Annotated in this window: 12 protein-coding genes and 4 tRNA genes; 5 read left to right on the top strand and 11 right to left on the bottom strand. The window is 39.9% G+C overall.

Annotation, left to right across the window (positions count from 1 at the left end; all coding sequences use genetic code 11):
- Window positions 1–348 precede the first annotated feature (348 nt).
- Entirely contained in the window at window positions 349–2,886 is a 2,538-nt protein-coding gene (locus B7E04_RS03045) for a beta strand repeat-containing protein (RefSeq protein ID WP_139785323.1), read from the top strand.
- Window positions 2,887–3,065: 179 nt separating this feature from the next.
- On the opposite strand, the gene B7E04_RS03050 is transcribed toward B7E04_RS03045, so the two are convergent.
- From B7E04_RS03050 to B7E04_RS03065, 4 genes are all read right to left on the bottom strand, one after another.
- Window positions 3,066–3,147, bottom strand: a tRNA-Leu gene (locus B7E04_RS03050).
- Between the two features lie 153 nt (window positions 3,148–3,300).
- Window positions 3,301–3,384, bottom strand: a tRNA-Leu gene (locus tag B7E04_RS03055).
- 6 nt (window positions 3,385–3,390) lie between these two features.
- Window positions 3,391–3,466 (bottom strand) — tRNA-Gly (locus B7E04_RS03060).
- Between the two features lie 4 nt (window positions 3,467–3,470).
- A tRNA-Leu gene (locus B7E04_RS03065) sits at window positions 3,471–3,552 on the bottom strand.
- A 170-nt stretch (window positions 3,553–3,722) separates the two neighbouring features.
- Between B7E04_RS03065 and B7E04_RS03070 the strand changes: the two genes are divergently transcribed.
- Genes B7E04_RS03070 through B7E04_RS03080 form a run of 3 tightly spaced genes read left to right on the top strand, consistent with a single transcriptional unit; the run spans window position 3,723 to window position 5,689 of the window.
- A complete protein-coding gene (locus B7E04_RS03070; RefSeq protein WP_062651869.1) occupies window positions 3,723–4,100 on the top strand; it encodes a DUF3127 domain-containing protein in 378 nt (125 codons plus the stop codon).
- 58 nt (window positions 4,101–4,158) lie between these two features.
- Window positions 4,159–4,812, top strand: coding sequence for a leucyl/phenylalanyl-tRNA--protein transferase (gene aat, locus B7E04_RS03075; RefSeq protein ID WP_080777321.1), 654 nt, complete (start codon window positions 4,159–4,161; stop codon window positions 4,810–4,812).
- Window positions 4,799–5,689, top strand: a complete 891-nt coding sequence (locus tag B7E04_RS03080) for a DMT family transporter (protein WP_080777322.1) — start codon at window positions 4,799–4,801, stop codon at window positions 5,687–5,689. Before aat ends, B7E04_RS03080 begins: the two co-directional genes overlap by 14 nt.
- 470 nt (window positions 5,690–6,159) lie before the next feature.
- Here B7E04_RS03080 and B7E04_RS03085 read toward each other — a convergent pair whose 3' ends face one another.
- From B7E04_RS03085 to B7E04_RS03115, 6 genes are all read right to left on the bottom strand, one after another.
- Entirely contained in the window at window positions 6,160–7,542 is a 1,383-nt protein-coding gene (locus B7E04_RS03085) for a tetratricopeptide repeat protein (RefSeq protein WP_080777323.1), read from the bottom strand.
- A 350-nt stretch (window positions 7,543–7,892) separates the two neighbouring features.
- Window positions 7,893–9,275: a phosphoglucosamine mutase gene (gene glmM / locus B7E04_RS03095; RefSeq protein ID WP_080777325.1), complete on the bottom strand. Its 1,383-nt coding sequence runs from the start codon at window positions 9,273–9,275 to the stop codon at window positions 7,893–7,895.
- 249 nt (window positions 9,276–9,524) lie between these two features.
- Window positions 9,525–10,553, bottom strand: a complete 1,029-nt coding sequence (locus tag B7E04_RS03100) for a DUF4421 family protein (RefSeq protein WP_139785324.1) — start codon at window positions 10,551–10,553, stop codon at window positions 9,525–9,527.
- A 219-nt stretch (window positions 10,554–10,772) separates the two neighbouring features.
- Entirely contained in the window at window positions 10,773–12,806 is a 2,034-nt protein-coding gene (gene feoB, locus B7E04_RS03105) for a ferrous iron transport protein B (protein ID WP_080777327.1), read from the bottom strand.
- Window positions 12,806–13,060 carry a FeoA family protein gene (locus B7E04_RS03110; protein ID WP_076507832.1) on the bottom strand — a complete coding sequence of 85 codons (255 nt, stop codon included), beginning with the start codon at window positions 13,058–13,060 and terminating at the stop codon, window positions 12,806–12,808. The genes feoB and B7E04_RS03110 overlap by 1 nt, the downstream gene beginning before the upstream one ends.
- 135 nt (window positions 13,061–13,195) lie before the next feature.
- Window positions 13,196–14,116, bottom strand: a complete 921-nt coding sequence (locus tag B7E04_RS03115; RefSeq protein ID WP_080777328.1) for a GLPGLI family protein — start codon at window positions 14,114–14,116, stop codon at window positions 13,196–13,198.
- A gap of 358 nt (window positions 14,117–14,474) precedes the next feature.
- On the opposite strand from B7E04_RS03115, the gene B7E04_RS03120 reads away from it, so the two are divergent.
- Window positions 14,475–14,972 carry a DinB family protein gene (locus B7E04_RS03120; protein ID WP_080777329.1) on the top strand — a complete coding sequence of 166 codons (498 nt, stop codon included), beginning with the start codon at window positions 14,475–14,477 and terminating at the stop codon, window positions 14,970–14,972.
- Between the two features lie 55 nt (window positions 14,973–15,027).
- Here B7E04_RS03120 and B7E04_RS03125 read toward each other — a convergent pair whose 3' ends face one another.
- Entirely contained in the window at window positions 15,028–17,703 is a 2,676-nt protein-coding gene (locus B7E04_RS03125; protein ID WP_080777330.1) for a carboxypeptidase-like regulatory domain-containing protein, read from the bottom strand.
- Window positions 17,704–17,840: the final 137 nt, after the last annotated feature.

Consider the following 17,840-nt stretch of genomic DNA (forward strand, 5'->3'; position numbering starts at 1 on the left):
AAAAACAAAATTAAACTTAACAAAAAAGTATATGAAATCAATTTTCAATTAACAAAAATTTAACAGAAAAATTATCCGGACAGTTTTCTTACCTCTACTTTTATACAAAACTCACAAAAACATGAAATACATCGATTCATTATCCGCTTAAATTAAGATAATTACGATCAATTCATTTGTTTTAAAATCATTCCAAAGTAATAAAAAAGTACTGATCCTGTTTTATAAAAATTTTTCCAGTCCATCTTTCTTTGTATTAATCTAACTAAACATTTTTTTTAATCAGGCTAAAGATACCCACCCCAGAAACAAAAATTAAAAGTAACAATTATAAAAAATCCGAAATCTATGAGAAAACATTTTACTACGATCAGTATGCTTATTTTATCCTCCTGGGGCTATTCACAGGTAGGAATAAATAACTCAAATCCGCACGCTACTTTTGATATTACCGCCAAAACAACGGACGGAAGTAAGCCAGAAGGATTCTTACCTCCCCGTTTAAGCGGAGATGAGATTAAAGCAGGAGATGCCTTATATACCTCACAGCAGACCGGCACAATAGTGTATGCTACGGCTGCCGTTTCTGCTTCTTCCACAAAGACGGTCAATATAACCAGTGCAGGATATTATTATTACGACGGAAATCTATGGCAGAAAATATCAACAGGAGGCGCCTATACTGCGAATAACGGATTAACATTATCCGGAGCCAGTCTTTCATTGGGAGGACAACTGACCGGAAATACAACTATTAATCAGAATGGCAGCCAGATTATTTTTTCCGGACAGGGCAGTATGGGTATTGGAGCTACTAGTCCGGATAATTCTGCAAGATTGGATGTTTCCAGCACAACGCAGGGGTTTTTGCCTCCAAGAATGACTACCACAGAGCGGGATGCTATTTCCAGCCCGGCTGCCGGACTGATTGTTTATAATACCACGGAGAACTGTATTAATTACAGAGGAAGTAATAACTGGCAGAGTTTATGCGGAGTGCAGCCGGTAGTGGTGACTGCTCTTACCTGTGGTTCTGCTGTAACATCCGGAACTTTAACCTCAGGATCTCCGGCTTCAGGGGTTTCGTCTTCGGTTCCCTACACCGGTGGAAATGGAGCCGCTTATGCAAGTCAGTCTGTTACTTCAACAGGCGTAACAGGTTTAACCGCAACACTTTCAGCCGGAACTCTGAATAATGGTAACGGAAATGTGACCTATACAATAACCGGGACAGCTGCGTCATCAGGAACTGCAAGTTTTGCCATCAGCCTAGGAGGCCAAGGCTGTACGCTGAATATTCCAGTCAGTGAATCGGCACCAGTTGTAACAAATCTTAATTGTGGATCTGCTACAACAACCGGAACTTTAACATCTGGATCTGCAGCTTCGGGTGTTTCCTCTTCGGTTCCCTACACAGGAGGGAACACAGGCACCTACACAAGCCAATCCTTCAGCTCAACAGGAGTAACAGGTTTAACCGCAACACTTTCAGCTGGAAATCTGAATAACGGTAATGGAAATGTGACCTACAGCATTACGGGAATACCTGCTTCGGCTGGAACCGCAGCTTTTGTTATTAGTTTAGGAGGAAAAAGCTGCACTCTGAATATCCCTGTAAATGCCGCACCACATGTAACAGCTCTTAATTGCGGTTCTGCAACAAGATCGGGAACTTTAACATCTGGATCTGCAGCTTCGGGTGTTTCCTCTTCGGTTCCCTACACAGGAGGAAATGGAATTGCCTATGCGGGACAATCTTTCAACTCAACAGGAGTAACAGGCTTAACAGCTACGCTTTCAGCTGGAACTCTGAATAACGGTAACGGAAATGTAAACTATATCATAAGCGGAACACCCACTTCGTCAGGAACTGCAAGTTTTGTAATTAGCTTAGGCGGACAAAACTGTCAATTGAATATTCCTGTAAATGCACCATCTCCGCTTGTAACGGCTCTTAATTGTGGATCTGCAATAACATCAGGAACTCTAACATCTGGATCTGCAGCTTCAGGAGTTTCTTCTTCAGTTCCTTACACAGGAGGAAATGGAATTGCCTATGCGGGACAGTCTGTCAACTCAACAGGGATAACAGGCTTAACAGCTACAATTTCAGCTGGAACTCTGAATAACGGTAACGGAAATGTAACTTATACCATAACCGGAACACCATCCTCTTCGGGAACCGCTCATTTTCAAATAAGTTTAGGTGGTAAAAGCTGCCAACTGGACGTTCCTGTAAATGCTCCGCCACGTGTAACAGCTTTTAATTGTGGATCTGCAATAACATCAGGAACGTTAACATCAGGATCAGACGCTTCAGGAGTGTCATCCACTGTTTCTTATACAGGAGGAAACGGCGCTCCATATGTAGGACAGTCCATCAATTCAACGGGGGTAACAGGTTTGACAGCAGTACTTTCAGGAGGAACTTTAAATAGCGGTAACGGAAATGTAAGCTATATTATAACCGGAACTCCAACCTCTTCAGGAACTGCTCATTTTCAAATAAGCTTAGGTGGACAAAGCTGCCAACTGAATATACCTGTAAATATGCCACCACCTTTTGTAACAGCTCTTAATTGCGATTCTGCTACAACAACTGGACAGCTACACACTAACTCGCAATACAATGCTTCTTCCGGAATGACATTTACAGTTCCGTATACGGGAGGTAATACTGGTGCTTATGGAAGTGAATCCGTTTCTGCTTATGGAGCTGATTCGACTTTAATAGCAACACGACCAGCAGGTACACTTGCAAATGGTAACGGAAGTGTAACTTACACGATAACAGGGCAAACTTATAATGTCGGAGGAACCCTAGCTTTTAATATTAATTTAGGAGGGAAATCATGTACTGTATCATTGTTTGTTAGCCCTTTTTAACAATTTCATTTATTTTAAAATTTCCCTTTAAACAATTTTACCTCGTGCGCTAGCCACGAGGTAATATAATTAAATAACATTGCTTGTTTCTTTTATACTGTTTGGAAAATAACCGATGATTTCCAGGCATAAAACAAAAAACTCTCCATTGAATTCAATAGAGAGTTTTTTTCGCAAAGTGCGGATGAAGGGACTCGAACCCCCACGCCTCGCGGCACCAGATCCTAAGTCTGGCGTGGCTACCAATTACACCACATCCGCAGAATTTTAATAAAAGAACTGTTTTCTTTTTGTGGCTACAAATATATAACTTTTCGCCGGAAAACAAAATAAATCTCAGCAAACATGCCTTAATAAACAAATTTAAACCTTTTAAACTAAAAAACTCTCTATTTAAAAAACAGAGAGTTTTAGTACCCCAGACGGGACTTGAACCCGTACGTCCTTACGGACACAGGATTTTAAGTCCTGCGTGTCTACCAGTTCCACCACCAGGGCATGGTGTGGAGCGAAAAACGGGATTCGAACCCGCGACCCCAACCTTGGCAAGGTTGTGCTCTACCAGCTGAGCTATTTTCGCATAGTGCGGATGAAGGGACTCGAACCCCCACGCCTCACGGCACCAGATCCTAAGTCTGGCGTGGCTACCAATTACACCACATCCGCTGGTTTGTTTATTTTAAAGATCTCGCTTCGTTTTTGTGAGTGCAAATATAGGACTTTTTCCCTTCTCTCCAAACTTTTCAGAGAAAAAAATTAAAATTGTCACATTTTTTTTCCGCCCGCCCTGATATTACATTTCATTTTCTTACTTTTACAACGTTAATAATTACAATATGGAATTACAAGGAACGGTAAAGAAACTTTTTGATGCTCAGACATTTGCAAGCGGCTTTCAAAAAAGAGAAATGGTTATTCTAACTCAGGAACAGTATCCACAGCCTATAAACATAGAATTTTTGTCTGATAAAATCAGTTTATTAGATAATCTTAAAGAAGGTGAAACGGTAAAAGTAGGCATCAACATCAGAGGAAGAGAATGGGTGTCTCCACAGGGCGAAACCAAATATTTTAACTCTATTACAGGATGGAGAATAGAAAAAGTTTCAGATATGGCATCTGAGCCTACACAGGCTTCTCCTTCCCAATCTGCATCACCGGTTTCCAATGAAAATCCTTTTGCGGGTGACGATGATGATGATTTGCCTTTCTAATTAAACAATAAGATCAAATATAAATCCTGCTTATTCAAGTGGGATTTTTTTTCAAAAAATGGTCCGATTAGACGAAAACGAGATTTCATTTCCCGATCCTGAGCTTTACGATGGGCATGACGGTCTGATTGCATTCGGAGGCGATCTGTCTGTAGAACGGATCTGGTTCGCTTATCAGCTGGGTATTTTTCCGTGGTTTAATCCCGGAGAAGAAATATTATGGTGGTCACCGGACCCCAGATTTGTTCTGTTTCCTGATGAGCTGAAAGTTTCAAAATCGATGCGTAAAATTCTGAATAAAGGAATTTTCACTTTTTCAGAGAACAAAAGCTTTAGGGAAGTGATCCTGAACTGTCAGCAGACCAGCAGAAAAGGACAGACGGGAACGTGGCTTTCCGATGAACTCATGGAATCTTTTATCAGGCTTCACGAATACGGTCTGGCCAAAAGTATTGAAGTATGGCAGAACGGTGAACTGGTCGGCGGTTTTTATGGGCTGATGATCGGGAATGTATTCTGCGGCGAAAGCATGTTTGCAAAAGTGAGCAATGCTTCCAAAGCAGGTTTTATTCATTTCGTGGAAACCAACAGAGAAAACCTGAATCTTATTGACTGCCAGTCGCATACGGAGCATCTTGAAAGCCTAGGGGCAAAAATGATTCCTAAAAAAGAATTTTTAAAAATCTTACACCAAAACAATGAACGCAGATAAAGAAAAATGGATCCTCCTGATTGTCCTGACTGTAATTTGGGGATCTTCATTTATTTTAATCAAAAAATCGCTGGAGCATTTTAATCCCTATCAGGTGGGAGCCCTCCGGGTTTTGATTGCCGGAATTATTCTGATGCCGGTTGCCATTTCAAAATATAAACTGTTTCCGAAAGAACACCTGAAGTGGCTTATCCTGGCTGCTTTTACAGGAAATTTCATTCCTATGTTCCTGTTTCCAATTGCGGAAACCGAAGTGAGCAGCAGTATTGCGGGAATCATTAACTCTATGATGCCTATTTTCGTGATTATTGTGGGGGCGCTGGTCTGGAAATTTGATACAACAAAGAAACAGATCATTGGAACGATGATCAGCTTTGCAGGGGTCTGCCTGCTGGCTTTCGGGGGCGACGGTGAAGGAGGAAAATTCAAGCTGATCCCGATCCTGCTTCTGTTACTGGCCACATTATGCTATGCCGTGAGTACCACCACCGTAAAATCAAAGCTGATGGGAGTTTCCTCTACCATTTTATCCGCGTTTGTATTTTCTTTTGTCCTGTTTCTCCCGTCTATTATCTCTTTGGCTTTTACCGGTTTTTTTTCAACCTTCAGTTTTAATGAAGACCATATGATGGGACTGATGTTTGTAAGCCTTTTATCAATTTTCGGAACGGGGCTGGCGATGACGCTAAATTACAGGCTTCTGAAGGTCTCTACTCCTTTATTCGCTTCTACCGTAACCCTTTTGATGCCGATTGTGGCTATTATCTGGGGCTTTCTGGATGGTGAAAAACTGAGCATTATGCAGTTTGTGGGGGCGGCTGTTATAATCGGCGGGCTGATCTTTTTGAGATCTAAACCGAACGCTGTTAAAAAATAAACCCTTTTTTTTGAGGTTAAAATAAAAATCCTGCATAATTATTTAAACCATTAAGAATTTTTAAGGGGATAAGAAAAGTTAAGATGAATCTTTGATTGTAAGACTTTCTGAAACTTCTTTCTTATTCTTTTTTTGACGCAAAGTTTTATTGAAAAAACCTTTTATTGGAGGCAGCAAAGGTACGGCTTAGCCGTTACTAAGCTTATGGAAAAAACAGACACCTCATCAAATCAATGAAATTTCTTCTTTGCCTCCTTAAAATTTCCGGGATCAAAGTTAGACTTTGTGTCAAAATAAATATGCTTTGAGCTTAAAAATAAAATCCTGCATGGCTGCAGGATTTATTATTATGATTGTTAATTATTTTAAAACCATTAAGAATTTTTAAGAGGATAAGGAAAGTTAAGACTAATCTTCGATTGTAAGACTTTCTGGAAACTTCGTTCTTCCAGCTTCCCTCTTCCAGCTCCTTAAGAATTCTTCTTTTTCACTTTTGCTTTGACTTTTTTCACCTCATCTTTAATGAACGGATACTTTTTCTGCATATCTGTGGCCAGTGATGAATCAATACTTAAGGCTTTCTGAAGGGATTCGGTTCCTTTTTCCTGGTTTCTCAGGTTAAAATAGCAATTGCTCAGCTGATAATACAGCTCCGCCCTGTCGTGTACCTTAATGGCTTTATCCAGAATAGTCACCGCTTCTTCATATTCCCCGAGAAGCATCAATACTTCCGAGTAGGCATACCAGTTATAAAATCTTGAAGGTTCAGCATCTACCAGCTTTTTCAGGCAGCCTAAGCTTTCTTCAAATTTCCCTGAATCTATGAAGAGAAACGCCAGTCTTTTCTGATAGTCAAGATTGCTGTCATTCAGCTGGGTGGCTTCTTTTGCAAAATGCAGGGCCTCTTTCATACCTCCCATTTCTTCATACAGATAAGACTGCTCCATCATGGCCAGATAAAACTGAGGATCTTCCCGCAGCGATTTCTGGAATGAATTGAGTGCCATAATCGACTGTTTCTGCGCTTTATAGCATAATCCTATTTTATAAAATGTAAATGCTTTGGTATATTCCAGCTCCAGCATTTCCTCATATACTTCCACCGCCTTCTGATATTGGCCCAGGGCTTCATAACAGGCCGCTTTATTGGCATATACGCCTACTGATTTTGAATTGATGGCCAAAAGATAGTCATATCCTTTGATGGCTTCTTCAAAATTCTTTCTGTTGAAATAAAACTGTCCATACTCAAACCATGCGGTTTCGGAGTAGGCAAATTCATCCAGGTATTCATTAAGAAAGGCAATAGCCTCCTCGCTCTTATTCAGATCGCTGAAGCATATCATACAGTTTTCCAGTGAATATTCGTCTGTAGGATCTTCTTTCAGGGCTTTTCTGTAGTGTTTAAGAGCGTTAAATGGGTCTCCCAGGTTGACAAATTCGTCCGCAATAAAGTTGTGAAGGAAGTTTTCTTCTTCTTTCAGTTCCAGGGCTTTTTTGCAGATGTCAATGGCTTTTCTGGGGTTTCCCAGGTTCGAATAATACTTCGCATAGCAGACCAGAAAGTCTGTGTTTTCCATGGATGAACCTTTGAGTTCGTCTATGAGTTCTTTTGCGGTATTATAGTCTTCCCATTCCAGCAGGATTTCAAGTCTTTTGATTTTGATATCCAGTGAATTGGGATGGAGCTTCAGGCCATAATTAACAGCATTGTCTGCGTAGTTAAAATCTCCCAGCTCCAGATAATAAACAATAATGTCTTCCAGCTCTTCGGTATCGAAGTAGAATTCATCATTATTTTCCATCATTTCCTCGAACTTTTTTACAAGTTCATTTCCAAAATACTCTTCCAATAGTGTCTTCTCTGTCAGCCTGATGTCTGAATATGCTTTACAAACCCCGGCAAACTTTTTAATTAATAATAACTTCTGAAACTGAAATTCAAATGTTTATGCAAAGTTGCAACTTTTTTTTGAATTAATTTTTCATAATTTTCTATATTAAAGATAGTAAAAAAAGAAAACAGATAAAAGAATTGTGGATAAAAACCCGGAATTGTGGTTAAATTGTTATGATAAGTCTTTTTAAGCCGGAAATTCATCATTCCTGAACGGTTCTGTTTCTTTATTATTTTTATGTTAAAATTCATTCATCTTTATTTCACAAAAAAAGAACGGAGCATTTCTGTTCCGTTCCTATATATTTAGATTAAGCTTTTAATTTTTGCGATGATATCGTCTCCAAGCTGATCTGCTTCTTCCTGTGAATGGGCTTCGGTATAGATCCTGATGATGGGCTCCGTATTGGATTTTCTAAGGTGGACCCAGTTCTTTTCAAAATCTATTTTCACTCCATCAACGGTAGAAACCTGCTCGCTCCGGTATTCCTGTTCCATTCTGGCTAAAATAGCATCCACATCAATCTCGGGAGTGAGTTCTATTTTCTTTTTTCCCATAAAGTATTCCGGATATCCGGCTCTTAATTCGGATACGGTTTTGTTTTCTTTGGCCAGATGCGTTAAAAACAGGGCAGCCCCTACTAAAGAATCTCTTCCGTAGTGAAGGTCAGGATAGATGATTCCTCCGTTTCCTTCCCCTCCGATCACTACATTTTTCTCTTTCATTAAATTTACCACATTCACCTCTCCTACAGCGCTTGCAAAATACTCTGAACCATGGCTCTGTGCCACATCTCTCAGGGCACGGCTTGAGGAGAGATTGGAAACTGCCGCTCCTTTTTTATGCTTTAACAGATAATCTGCCACGGCAACCAGTGTATATTCTTCCCCGAACATTTCTCCTTTCTCGTCAATCAGGGCCAGTCTGTCCACATCCGGATCTACCACGATTCCCAGGTCTGCATTTTCTTTTTTCACCAGTTCACAGATATCACCCAGATGCTCTTTTAAAGGCTCAGGGTTGTGCGGGAAGTGTCCGTTCGGTTCACAGTATAATTTTACGGTTTCGCAGCCTAGTTTATCCAGAAGCATCGGAATTGCGATTCCTCCTGTAGAATTTACCGCATCCAGAACCACTTTAAATTTTTTAGCTTTAATGGCATCCACATCCACCATCGGCAGGTCAAGAATCTGCTGAATATGAATATCGAATGCGTCATTTCTGGTTTCATATGTTCCAAGATCATCAACCTCTGCGTAGTTGAAGTCTTCACTTTCAGCAAGAGCCAATACTTTTGCCCCGTCCTCTCCATTGATAAATTCTCCTTTACCATTCAATAATTTCAGAGCATTCCACTGTTTTGGATTGTGAGAAGCAGTAAGGATAATTCCTCCGTCTGCGTTGAGTTCCGGAACCATCACTTCCACGGTTGGAGTTGTGGAAAGTCCTAAATCTACTACATTAATTCCCAGTCCCTGTAAAGTAGCGGTAACCAGAGAAGATACCATTTCGCCTGAAATTCTGGCATCTCTTCCTATAACAAGGGTTAAATTCTTTTTATTTTGTGTATTCTGTAGCCAGGTTCCAAATGCGGATGCGAATTTCACCACATCCAGAGGGGTCAGGTTATCATTTACTTTTCCCCCGATAGTTCCTCTGATCCCGGAAATTGATTTAATTAACGACATTCTATACTATATTTTAAATTGGTTGTATTCCGGGCAAAGATACTTAAAAGACTTTATACCCTGATGCGGGCTTTAGGAAATTAAGGCGAAGTCCGGAAGATGGAAGAATGGAGATGGAAGTTACTATCAGTCTGATTATTTCTTCTGGTTATTGTAAATTAATTGATCAATCAAGGTTATAAAAGATATAGAATATGCCTTTTTACAACGACAATATCTTCCCTCTTCCCACCTCAGGCTTCCCTACTTTTACAATATGGGAATTTTTTTCTGCACCCTGTCATAATTCCTTTCCACCACTTTTGGAGGCGGAAAACGGTAGCCTATATAAAGCAGCCCGTAGATATTGTTATTCTGGACCGTCTGGTTTCTTGTTTCGTTATAGGTGGTGGCATTGACGTTGAATTTTCCTCCAAACAGAATCCTGTCTGTATTATATCCGATGTGAAGTCCTGTTGTAAACCTGAAGGTGAAATACTGAGTATTTTCTTTGTTCATTTTTGAACCATCCCTGCTAATATCCCAGCTGCTGGAAAACAGTCCTCCAACTCCCAGCGATACATTGGGAGCAATATTTACTCTCTTTTTGGCACCAATTACCCAATTGTAAAAATAGCCCATGCTACCTGCGAAACTGTATTGGGTTTCCTTGCTTTTCTGTCCGTTCAGCATATCCCTGAATATGGAAAGGTCATAATCTAAAATTGGCACCCAACTTCCCCGGCTTTGTTTCTGCCACTCCCCCTGGGTGTAAATACTTTTGAGGGAGAAATTATCTTTCAGCACATAAGCGGTAGATCCACCGAAACTTTGTATCCTGAGATCAGGAAACTGAAGATACGGATCTATTCCCTCTCTCCAGCCCGGATAGAGTTCGCTCATATTTTCCACATAAAACCCTTTTACATTTTTGTAGTAAACGGTCTGGATAAATTTTTTAGGAAAAAAACGGAATCTCAGGTCTGTGTAAGAACTGCTGCCCTTCAGTGCATCGTCATTATTCCCCGGAAGAAAGCTCGGAGTAAATGAAAGGGTGGCACTTATGATCCTGTAATCTATAGAAAAAGAAGCCCTGGTTTTGTTGTTGATGGTAAAAATGGTTTCCAGTGGTTTGTCTTCCGGGCCTTCTGTATATATATAATTTTCAATATTGGTATCCAGATTCACCCGGACCATAACCTGATCTGCGTAAGATTTGATTTTGGCGGAATCAGTCTGGGCTTTTACCAGAACGGCTGTAAGAGAACACAAAAAGACGATGGCGGATTTCGGTCTCAATTGAAGTAGTTTTAGTTTTCAGGGATGAAATTACTACAATTTTTCCAATTATAAGCCTAAAAAAGGATCATGAGCAGCCGCAATCTTTGTCGCAGTTGGTTCTTTTCGAACTGAATTTTTTCGGTGCAAAATTCTTCCTGAGCACTTTAAACAAAGAGTAGCAGGCAAATGCAACGATCAGCACAATGATGACGTACTGAAAAATCAATGAAGTATCCATTATTTTAAAATCTGATAAGCTATCAACGACACAAAATATGCCAAACCGGTCATCATTACTACCTGAAAGCCGGTCCATTTCCAGCTTTTGGTTTCTCTGTAGACTACTGCCAGTGTGGAAACACACTGCATTGCAAATGCGTAAAATAAAAGTACTGAAATCCCGGTAGCAAAGCTGAACACCTTTTCACCGTTGGGCTTCACATCTCTTCTCATTTTGTCAATCACTTTCACTTCCGGAGCATCATCTTCCAGGCTGTACAGGGTAGACATGGTTCCTACAAAAACTTCTCTCGCCACAAAGCTGGTTAGGATTCCCACTCCCATTTTCCAATCGTAACCCAGAGGTTCGATAAGAGGCTCTATTCCTTTACCCATCTTAGCGAGATAAGAATGATCCAGCTCCACATTGGTAGCTACAAACTGATCCGGGTTCTGTTTAGGCCCGAAATAGCTCAGAAACCAGATGATGATACTTACGATAAAAATAATCTTTCCTGCTCCTGTAATGAAATCCCAGACTTTCCCCAGAACCATCTTCAGATCATATCCGAAAAGCGGCTTTTTATAGGTTGGAAGGTCCATTACCAGATAGGTTTTTCCTTCATTTTTGATAAATCTTTTCAGAATAGCTGCTGAAAATAATGCGACAAGGAAACCGAGAAGATACATTCCCATCAGCACCAGTGCTTTATATTTAATTCCAAGGAAGGTTCCTTCTGAAATAATAAGCCCGATAATGATGCTGTACACCGGAAGCCTTGCCGAGCAGGTCATAAAAGGGGTTACAAGTATCGTCAGAAGCCTTTCTCTTAAGTTCTCAATATTTCTTGTGGAAATCACGGCTGGAATAGCACAGGCCGTTCCTGATACCAGCGGCACAATACTTTTTCCATTCAGTCCGAACGGGCGCAGCAGCCTGTCCATGAGGAAAACAACCCTTGCCATATATCCTGAATCCTCCAATAAATAAAGGAAATATAATAAAATCCCGATCTGCGGTGCAAAGACTACAATTCCCCCGACACCGGGAACAATTCCATTCGAGATCAAAGAATTGATGGGTCCTTCCGGCAAATGTTCCGCAGTAAATGCTGCCAGCCATGAGAAAAGGTCTTCAATCCAGGTCATCGGATATTCTGCCAGGAAGAATACACTCTGGAAAATAACCAGTAGAATAGCCAGGAACACCACGTAGCCCCAGAATTTGTGAACCAGGACTTTGTCCAGCTTTTCGGTCAGAAGTTCCTTAAACTGGGCTTTTTTAGAGATCACATCTGCCAGTATTTTATCTACTTTCTGGTATCTTCTTACGGTTTCCTGCACCTGAAGTCTTTTGGGAACCAGACTTTTGGAATCCGGTTCATTCATCATATCCTTAATGGATTCTATCCTTCCCAGGTCTGTTCCCAGAGAAAGGCTCATCCAGGCTTTATATTCATTGTCCAGACCTTTATGGGCCGCCAATTTCTGAATAAAATCTTTATGTTCGTTCGGAGTTTCGAAAGAGTTTTTGTCTGCCTTCACAAAACTGTTCTTGAGGACAGCTTCTTTGATCTGATCTATTCCCACATGCTCTTTGGCATTGGTTTGAATGATCTGAATTCCCAAGGCATCAGAAAACTTCTGAATATCAATAGTGATTCCGCGTCTTTCTGCCTGGTCGATCTGGTTCACCACCAGAATCATTGGAACTCCCAGATCCTGTATCTGCTGAAACAAAAGCAATCCTCTCTTTAAACTGAGAGCTTCCAGAATATAGATGACGCCGGCATAATTTTTTTGTTCGTCAATAAGAAATTTAGAAAAAATAGCTTCATCCTCAGAGCTTGGGTATACGCTGTATGAACCCGGAAGATCGATCACCTCAACCTCTTCGTTCTTATAGGTATAATTCCCGGAATGGCTGGCAACGGTAACTCCTGCATAATTTCCGGTTTTCTGCTTTTTGTTGCACAGTGCATTGAAAACCGTAGACTTTCCTACATTAGGATTTCCGACTAAAAGGACCTGTTTTTTCTTATTTTCCTGCATTAATTCAATTCTTCAACAATGATATAATTTCCTTCTTCTTCACGTAAAGCAATGCGGCTTTTTTCCTCCCCAAACTCTACATACATAGGACCATTGAACGGGGCCTGGTATAAGATCCTGAAAATGGTTTCCGGCAGAAGCCCCATTTCAATAATCTTATTGGGCATTTTAAGGTGATCATTATCATAACCCAAAATTTTCCCCATTTTGTTTTTTGGGAATCCGCTTAATTTATGTAAGTCCTTCTCTTTCAAAGCCTGCTTTTTTTTGTAAACGCAAATATACGCTATTTAAATTTAATCTAAATAACAACAGGTATGAAAGAAATCAACCCGAATACATGTCTGTATCCGGGTTGATTCTGAATATAATTTAGTAGATATGAATGCTTATTTTTTCTTTTTGTCCTGACTGGTTTCTGCCGAAATTTCTATCGGGTTGTCATTGGCACTGTAAAAGTCTTTGTATTGTTTTTCCTGTTTTTTAACCATATCTCCTACGGTACCATCCATTCCAGGAACTGTTTTAGAGAGCATTTCCTGCGTCATCATGGGTCTGATAGAAGCGAAAGGATCTTTTTTGAAATCATTGAATGTTCTTTCGAATTTCTCTCTTGGAAGTTCATTTACTTTTCCTCCTTTTGCCTGCATCAGGTTTTCGATATAAGAATATTCTGTATAATCTTTTACTTTTTTATTCCCCTGCAGCACCCATGAATAGTTCTTCTGGTCATCTTCAATTTTCACGATCAGCCCCGGAAGTCCAAAGAATTTGTACGGTCCATCCTGAAACGGAAGGTCTGTACTGAACCATGCAGTCCATTTTCTTCCTCCAAATTCAGTGGTTGCCTTTTGGGTGTTATATTCTCCTATCTTTTGCTTGTCGTTAAGGATATTCCAGTTAAATTTCAGGTCTTCGCTGTAGCCAATATTGCTTGGGGTAAAACCGTTTGCGATTTTATCTACATACTGAACTTTCATACCTGGATACGACTTGTAGATTCTGGCAGAAATTTTCGGGCTTTTCAATGTTTTTGAAAGGTCTTTCATCATTCCCGCCTTCTGCATGGCTTCTATTTCAATTTTCATGATAGAATCCTGTGCAATGACCGTATAATCCTGGTACACAGATCTGTTTTTGTCTGTAATATCAAGAATGGTAATTACTTTATCTAGTTTGGTAGAATCTTTTTTCGGTTTAAAAGTCAATTCGTAAAAGAAACGGTTTGCTGTTTCTTTTGAATCTTTAGAATCCTGCGCCGATGCAAAGGCAAAAAGGGCGATAAAGAATACAGAAAATAGTTTTTTCATTGTAATACTGTTTATATAATTAGTTCCTGATTGATGAAATATGTTACAGTTTTTTTTCAAAATTTTATTTATTCGTTTATAAACTACTGATGATCAGGATTCTATTTTATTTCAATCGTTAAGAGGATGGGAGATGGAGACTGGAAGTTACCAGCCCCACTACTATCAAATATTGTCTCAGAGTTTTGATAAACTTTTTTATACCGTTAAAGTTCTTCCTGAACAACTATAACTTCCATCTTCGTACTTCACACTTCCCGACTATATCCTTCTCCCGGATTCAGATTAATTTATGATTCTCTTAAAACATTTTCTTTTGTAAAAGGCTTACCTTTAAGTGCTAAAAAACAAAAATAATATGGACACTTTATCACAATTCAAAGATGAACTTGAAACGGAGTACCAGACGACCCGAAAGTTTTTCGAAATCTATCCGGATGGACTGAACGACTATGCTCCTCACGAAAAAAGCATGAAAATGATGCATCTTGCGACCCACATTGCGGAGATCTTCGGGTGGGCGGATACGATGCTGAAAACTTCCGACCTTGATTTTGCCAAAGGGGATTTCCAGCCCAAGCATCTTTCTACGAAAGAAGATCTTCTTGGGGTGCTTGATGAAAATTACAAAAACTCACAGCTGGCACTTGATCATGCGAAGGAAGAGAACCTTAACGATTTCTGGGCGTTAAAGAACGATGGTCATGAATTGGCCAAATGGACCAAATACGGCTCTATCCGCCATTCATTAAACCAGATCACGCATCACCGCGCACAGCTTGGGGTTTATTACAGAATAAACGATATTCCGCTTCCCGGAAGCTATGGCCCTTCTGCAGACCATCAGGGCTTTTAGAGAAACAGATTATTCCTAAAATAAAAAAACCAATCCGCGGATTGGTTTTTTTATTTTATTTAAAGTTGAATTTTACGGTAAACATCACTTGGCTTGGGCGGAGCTGATATCTTGTATAGGTTATGTTGGTCGTATTGATATCATAGGTTTCGAATACCTTCTTATTGGCAATGTTCATCCATTTAAGCTCGAAATCAATTTTCTTCTTAGCCCATGTAAACTGATAGGAAACGTCATAGAAGCCGTTGTGATATTTCTGATCTCCTGCATTGGTATTCACCTGATCCCAGTTGAATCCAATGGTGTGGTCTTCCACAGGATAGAAGAATGCAGCCAGATTATGGGTAAATCCTGTTCTCACAGCATTGGAGTTAATACCTCCGGTACTGGTTTGCTTTGTTCTGGAAATACTTGCATTATAATCTATACTCATCCAGCTGAAATAAGAGTTGTTCAGTTTAATTCCATAAGACTGGCCAATGTTCTTGTTGGTGTAAGCGTCATTATTCAGGAATGCATCAGATTTTGTTGTATTGTTGCTATAGCTAAGGGAAGCATTGGTTTTAAGTTTTGGGAAATATTTTCCGACTTCCATACTATAGCCATTACTTAAAATGTGGTTATCCTTTTCTATATATTTCATGATGCTGTACCCCGGTCCGTTGATGGTAGGATTAGCGATCAGGTTTCTTTTAGCATCGGAAAATCTGTAGTTGATATTAAAGAACAGATTATTCAGCGGGTTTCTGTATTCTATTCTTGTCCCTGCAGATTTGTTATTATTCTGAGGAATAGGATTGTTGATATCCATTGCATTAATTCCGCTTGGAGAAGTCATCAAGAATCCTGAATACGCTGTATTGATTTCCCCGAAGTTGTTATTAATATTCGCGTTTACCGAAGCTTTCCAGAAAGAGGCAAACGTGTACTGTGCAAAAACACTCGGTTCAAAAGTAACTTTATTGACTGTTTTCGATACATTTCTCAATGGATCCTCCGCTTTAATATTGTTCGAATTCACAGGGAAATTGGCATATAACATCCAGGCATCACTCTTATAGTTTACCCCTAAGCTTCCATAAGGAGTAGCTGTGGTATATCTTAAGTCATTGCTATACGCTGAAGGAGACACCCCTGTTGTGGTGATATTGTACAGATCTGTAACCAGATCCGTTGTTTTAAAATTAAATCCAATTTCCGGTGTAAAGGTCCAGTTCTTTTTAGAAAAACCAATATTGGCAGAATGATTGGCTTCCAAAGTTTTAAGTCTTAAATTCTGGCGGACAAAATCTCCTGATCCGGGAGTGAATCCAGGAATCCCAAGATAAGATGACGGTGAGACCTCAAGGTTCTGTTTGTCGGTCTGGTAACTCACAAAAGATAACAGATTCACCATTTTTTCTTTCCATGGGATGATGGTACTTAATGAGTTCTGAAATGATGTGGTGGGAGATTCTACAGCTTCTTCCGCTTGTCTCAGTTTTCCGTCCTTCACATCAATCCTGTCAACCATTCCTCTGTCTGCATTCCAGTATTGGGAAAAGCTTGTTGTATTTTTAAAGAATCCTTTTTTAGCGTTCTTGGTGAATATCAATTCTCCTTTTGCTTTATCCGTATAGAAGTTGTTAAAAATATTCGTGTAGTTGGAACTTCCTCCAAAATAATCGGTCTGGCTGTAGGATTCTCTTTCAACGGCATTATTGGTATAATTGGCATTGGCTTTAAGCTCCCATTCTTTCTTTTTATCAATGTTCGTCAGGTAATTGGCAGAAAGATAATGCACGTTGTTCATCAGGTATCTTTTTACCGGCAGATTCGGTGTACTTGCATTTTCCACATTCAGCCAGTCATTTTGGGAGGCATTAATTCTTCTTCCTTCATATCTGCTTCCGAACGCGAGAATATTTCCCTCATTTTCCACCTGCTCACCCATATTGTTTGTTTTATAATTGACTACCCACTGGCTTTTCTGTCCGAAGAACATCGGGGTCAATTTCACATTCCATAACCATGGATCTCCAAATCCTGATCCTACTTCACCCCTTCCGGTCATGGTTACGGATTTTTTCAGTTTGATATTGATGGCCGCCTGCTCCGAAGGGACCTTGTCCTGAAGTATTTTTACCGGCTGGTGGTTTTCAAGAACCTCTACTTTCTGTACCGCATCTTTTGGAAGGGAATTATTGATGGTTCCGTAACCTCCTTCCATCAGGTCTTTTCCGTTGACATAAAATTTATTGATCGCATTTCCCTGATACAGGATGCTTCCGTCTTTATTCACCTCAATACCGGGGATTTTTCGCATGACATCGGCAAGCGTTCGGTCACTTTTACTGTCAAAAGCTTTAAGGTCATAGGCAATGGTATCCCCTCTGGCTGTGATCATCTTGGTTTTTAGCTGCACTTCTTTGATTTCTGTAGCCTCAGACTGCATTTTAAACGTCAGGGTCTGATCGCTGTTGCTGATCTGCTGAATCAGAGGTTTCTGATTGAAGGCTTTTACTTTCAGGTCTACGGCAGGTACCGAAGAAGTGAAGGTTACTTTATATTCTCCTTTGGAATTGGTAATGCCGTACGCAAGGATAGCATCCTTTCCCGGTTCCTCTATAGTTACACTCGCACTTGGGATAGGGGATCCATCTTCATCGGTAATTTTCCCGGATACTGTTTTCTGTGCGAATGTAAGAACCGTAAAAAAGAGCATCATAAATAAGGAGATCTTTCTTTTCATAATTTATTATTTGAATAATTAGTTCGTAGGTTGCGATTTTTGTTACACTTTTTTAAAGATGCATTTTTAAGAAAAAGGTTAAACACCTTTTAACACTATAAAAATAGTGATAAAAATTTTTAATATTTTTTTCCTCT

It is taken from the genome of Chryseobacterium phocaeense, assembly GCF_900169075.1.
Lineage (GTDB): Bacteria > Bacteroidota > Bacteroidia > Flavobacteriales > Weeksellaceae > Chryseobacterium > Chryseobacterium phocaeense.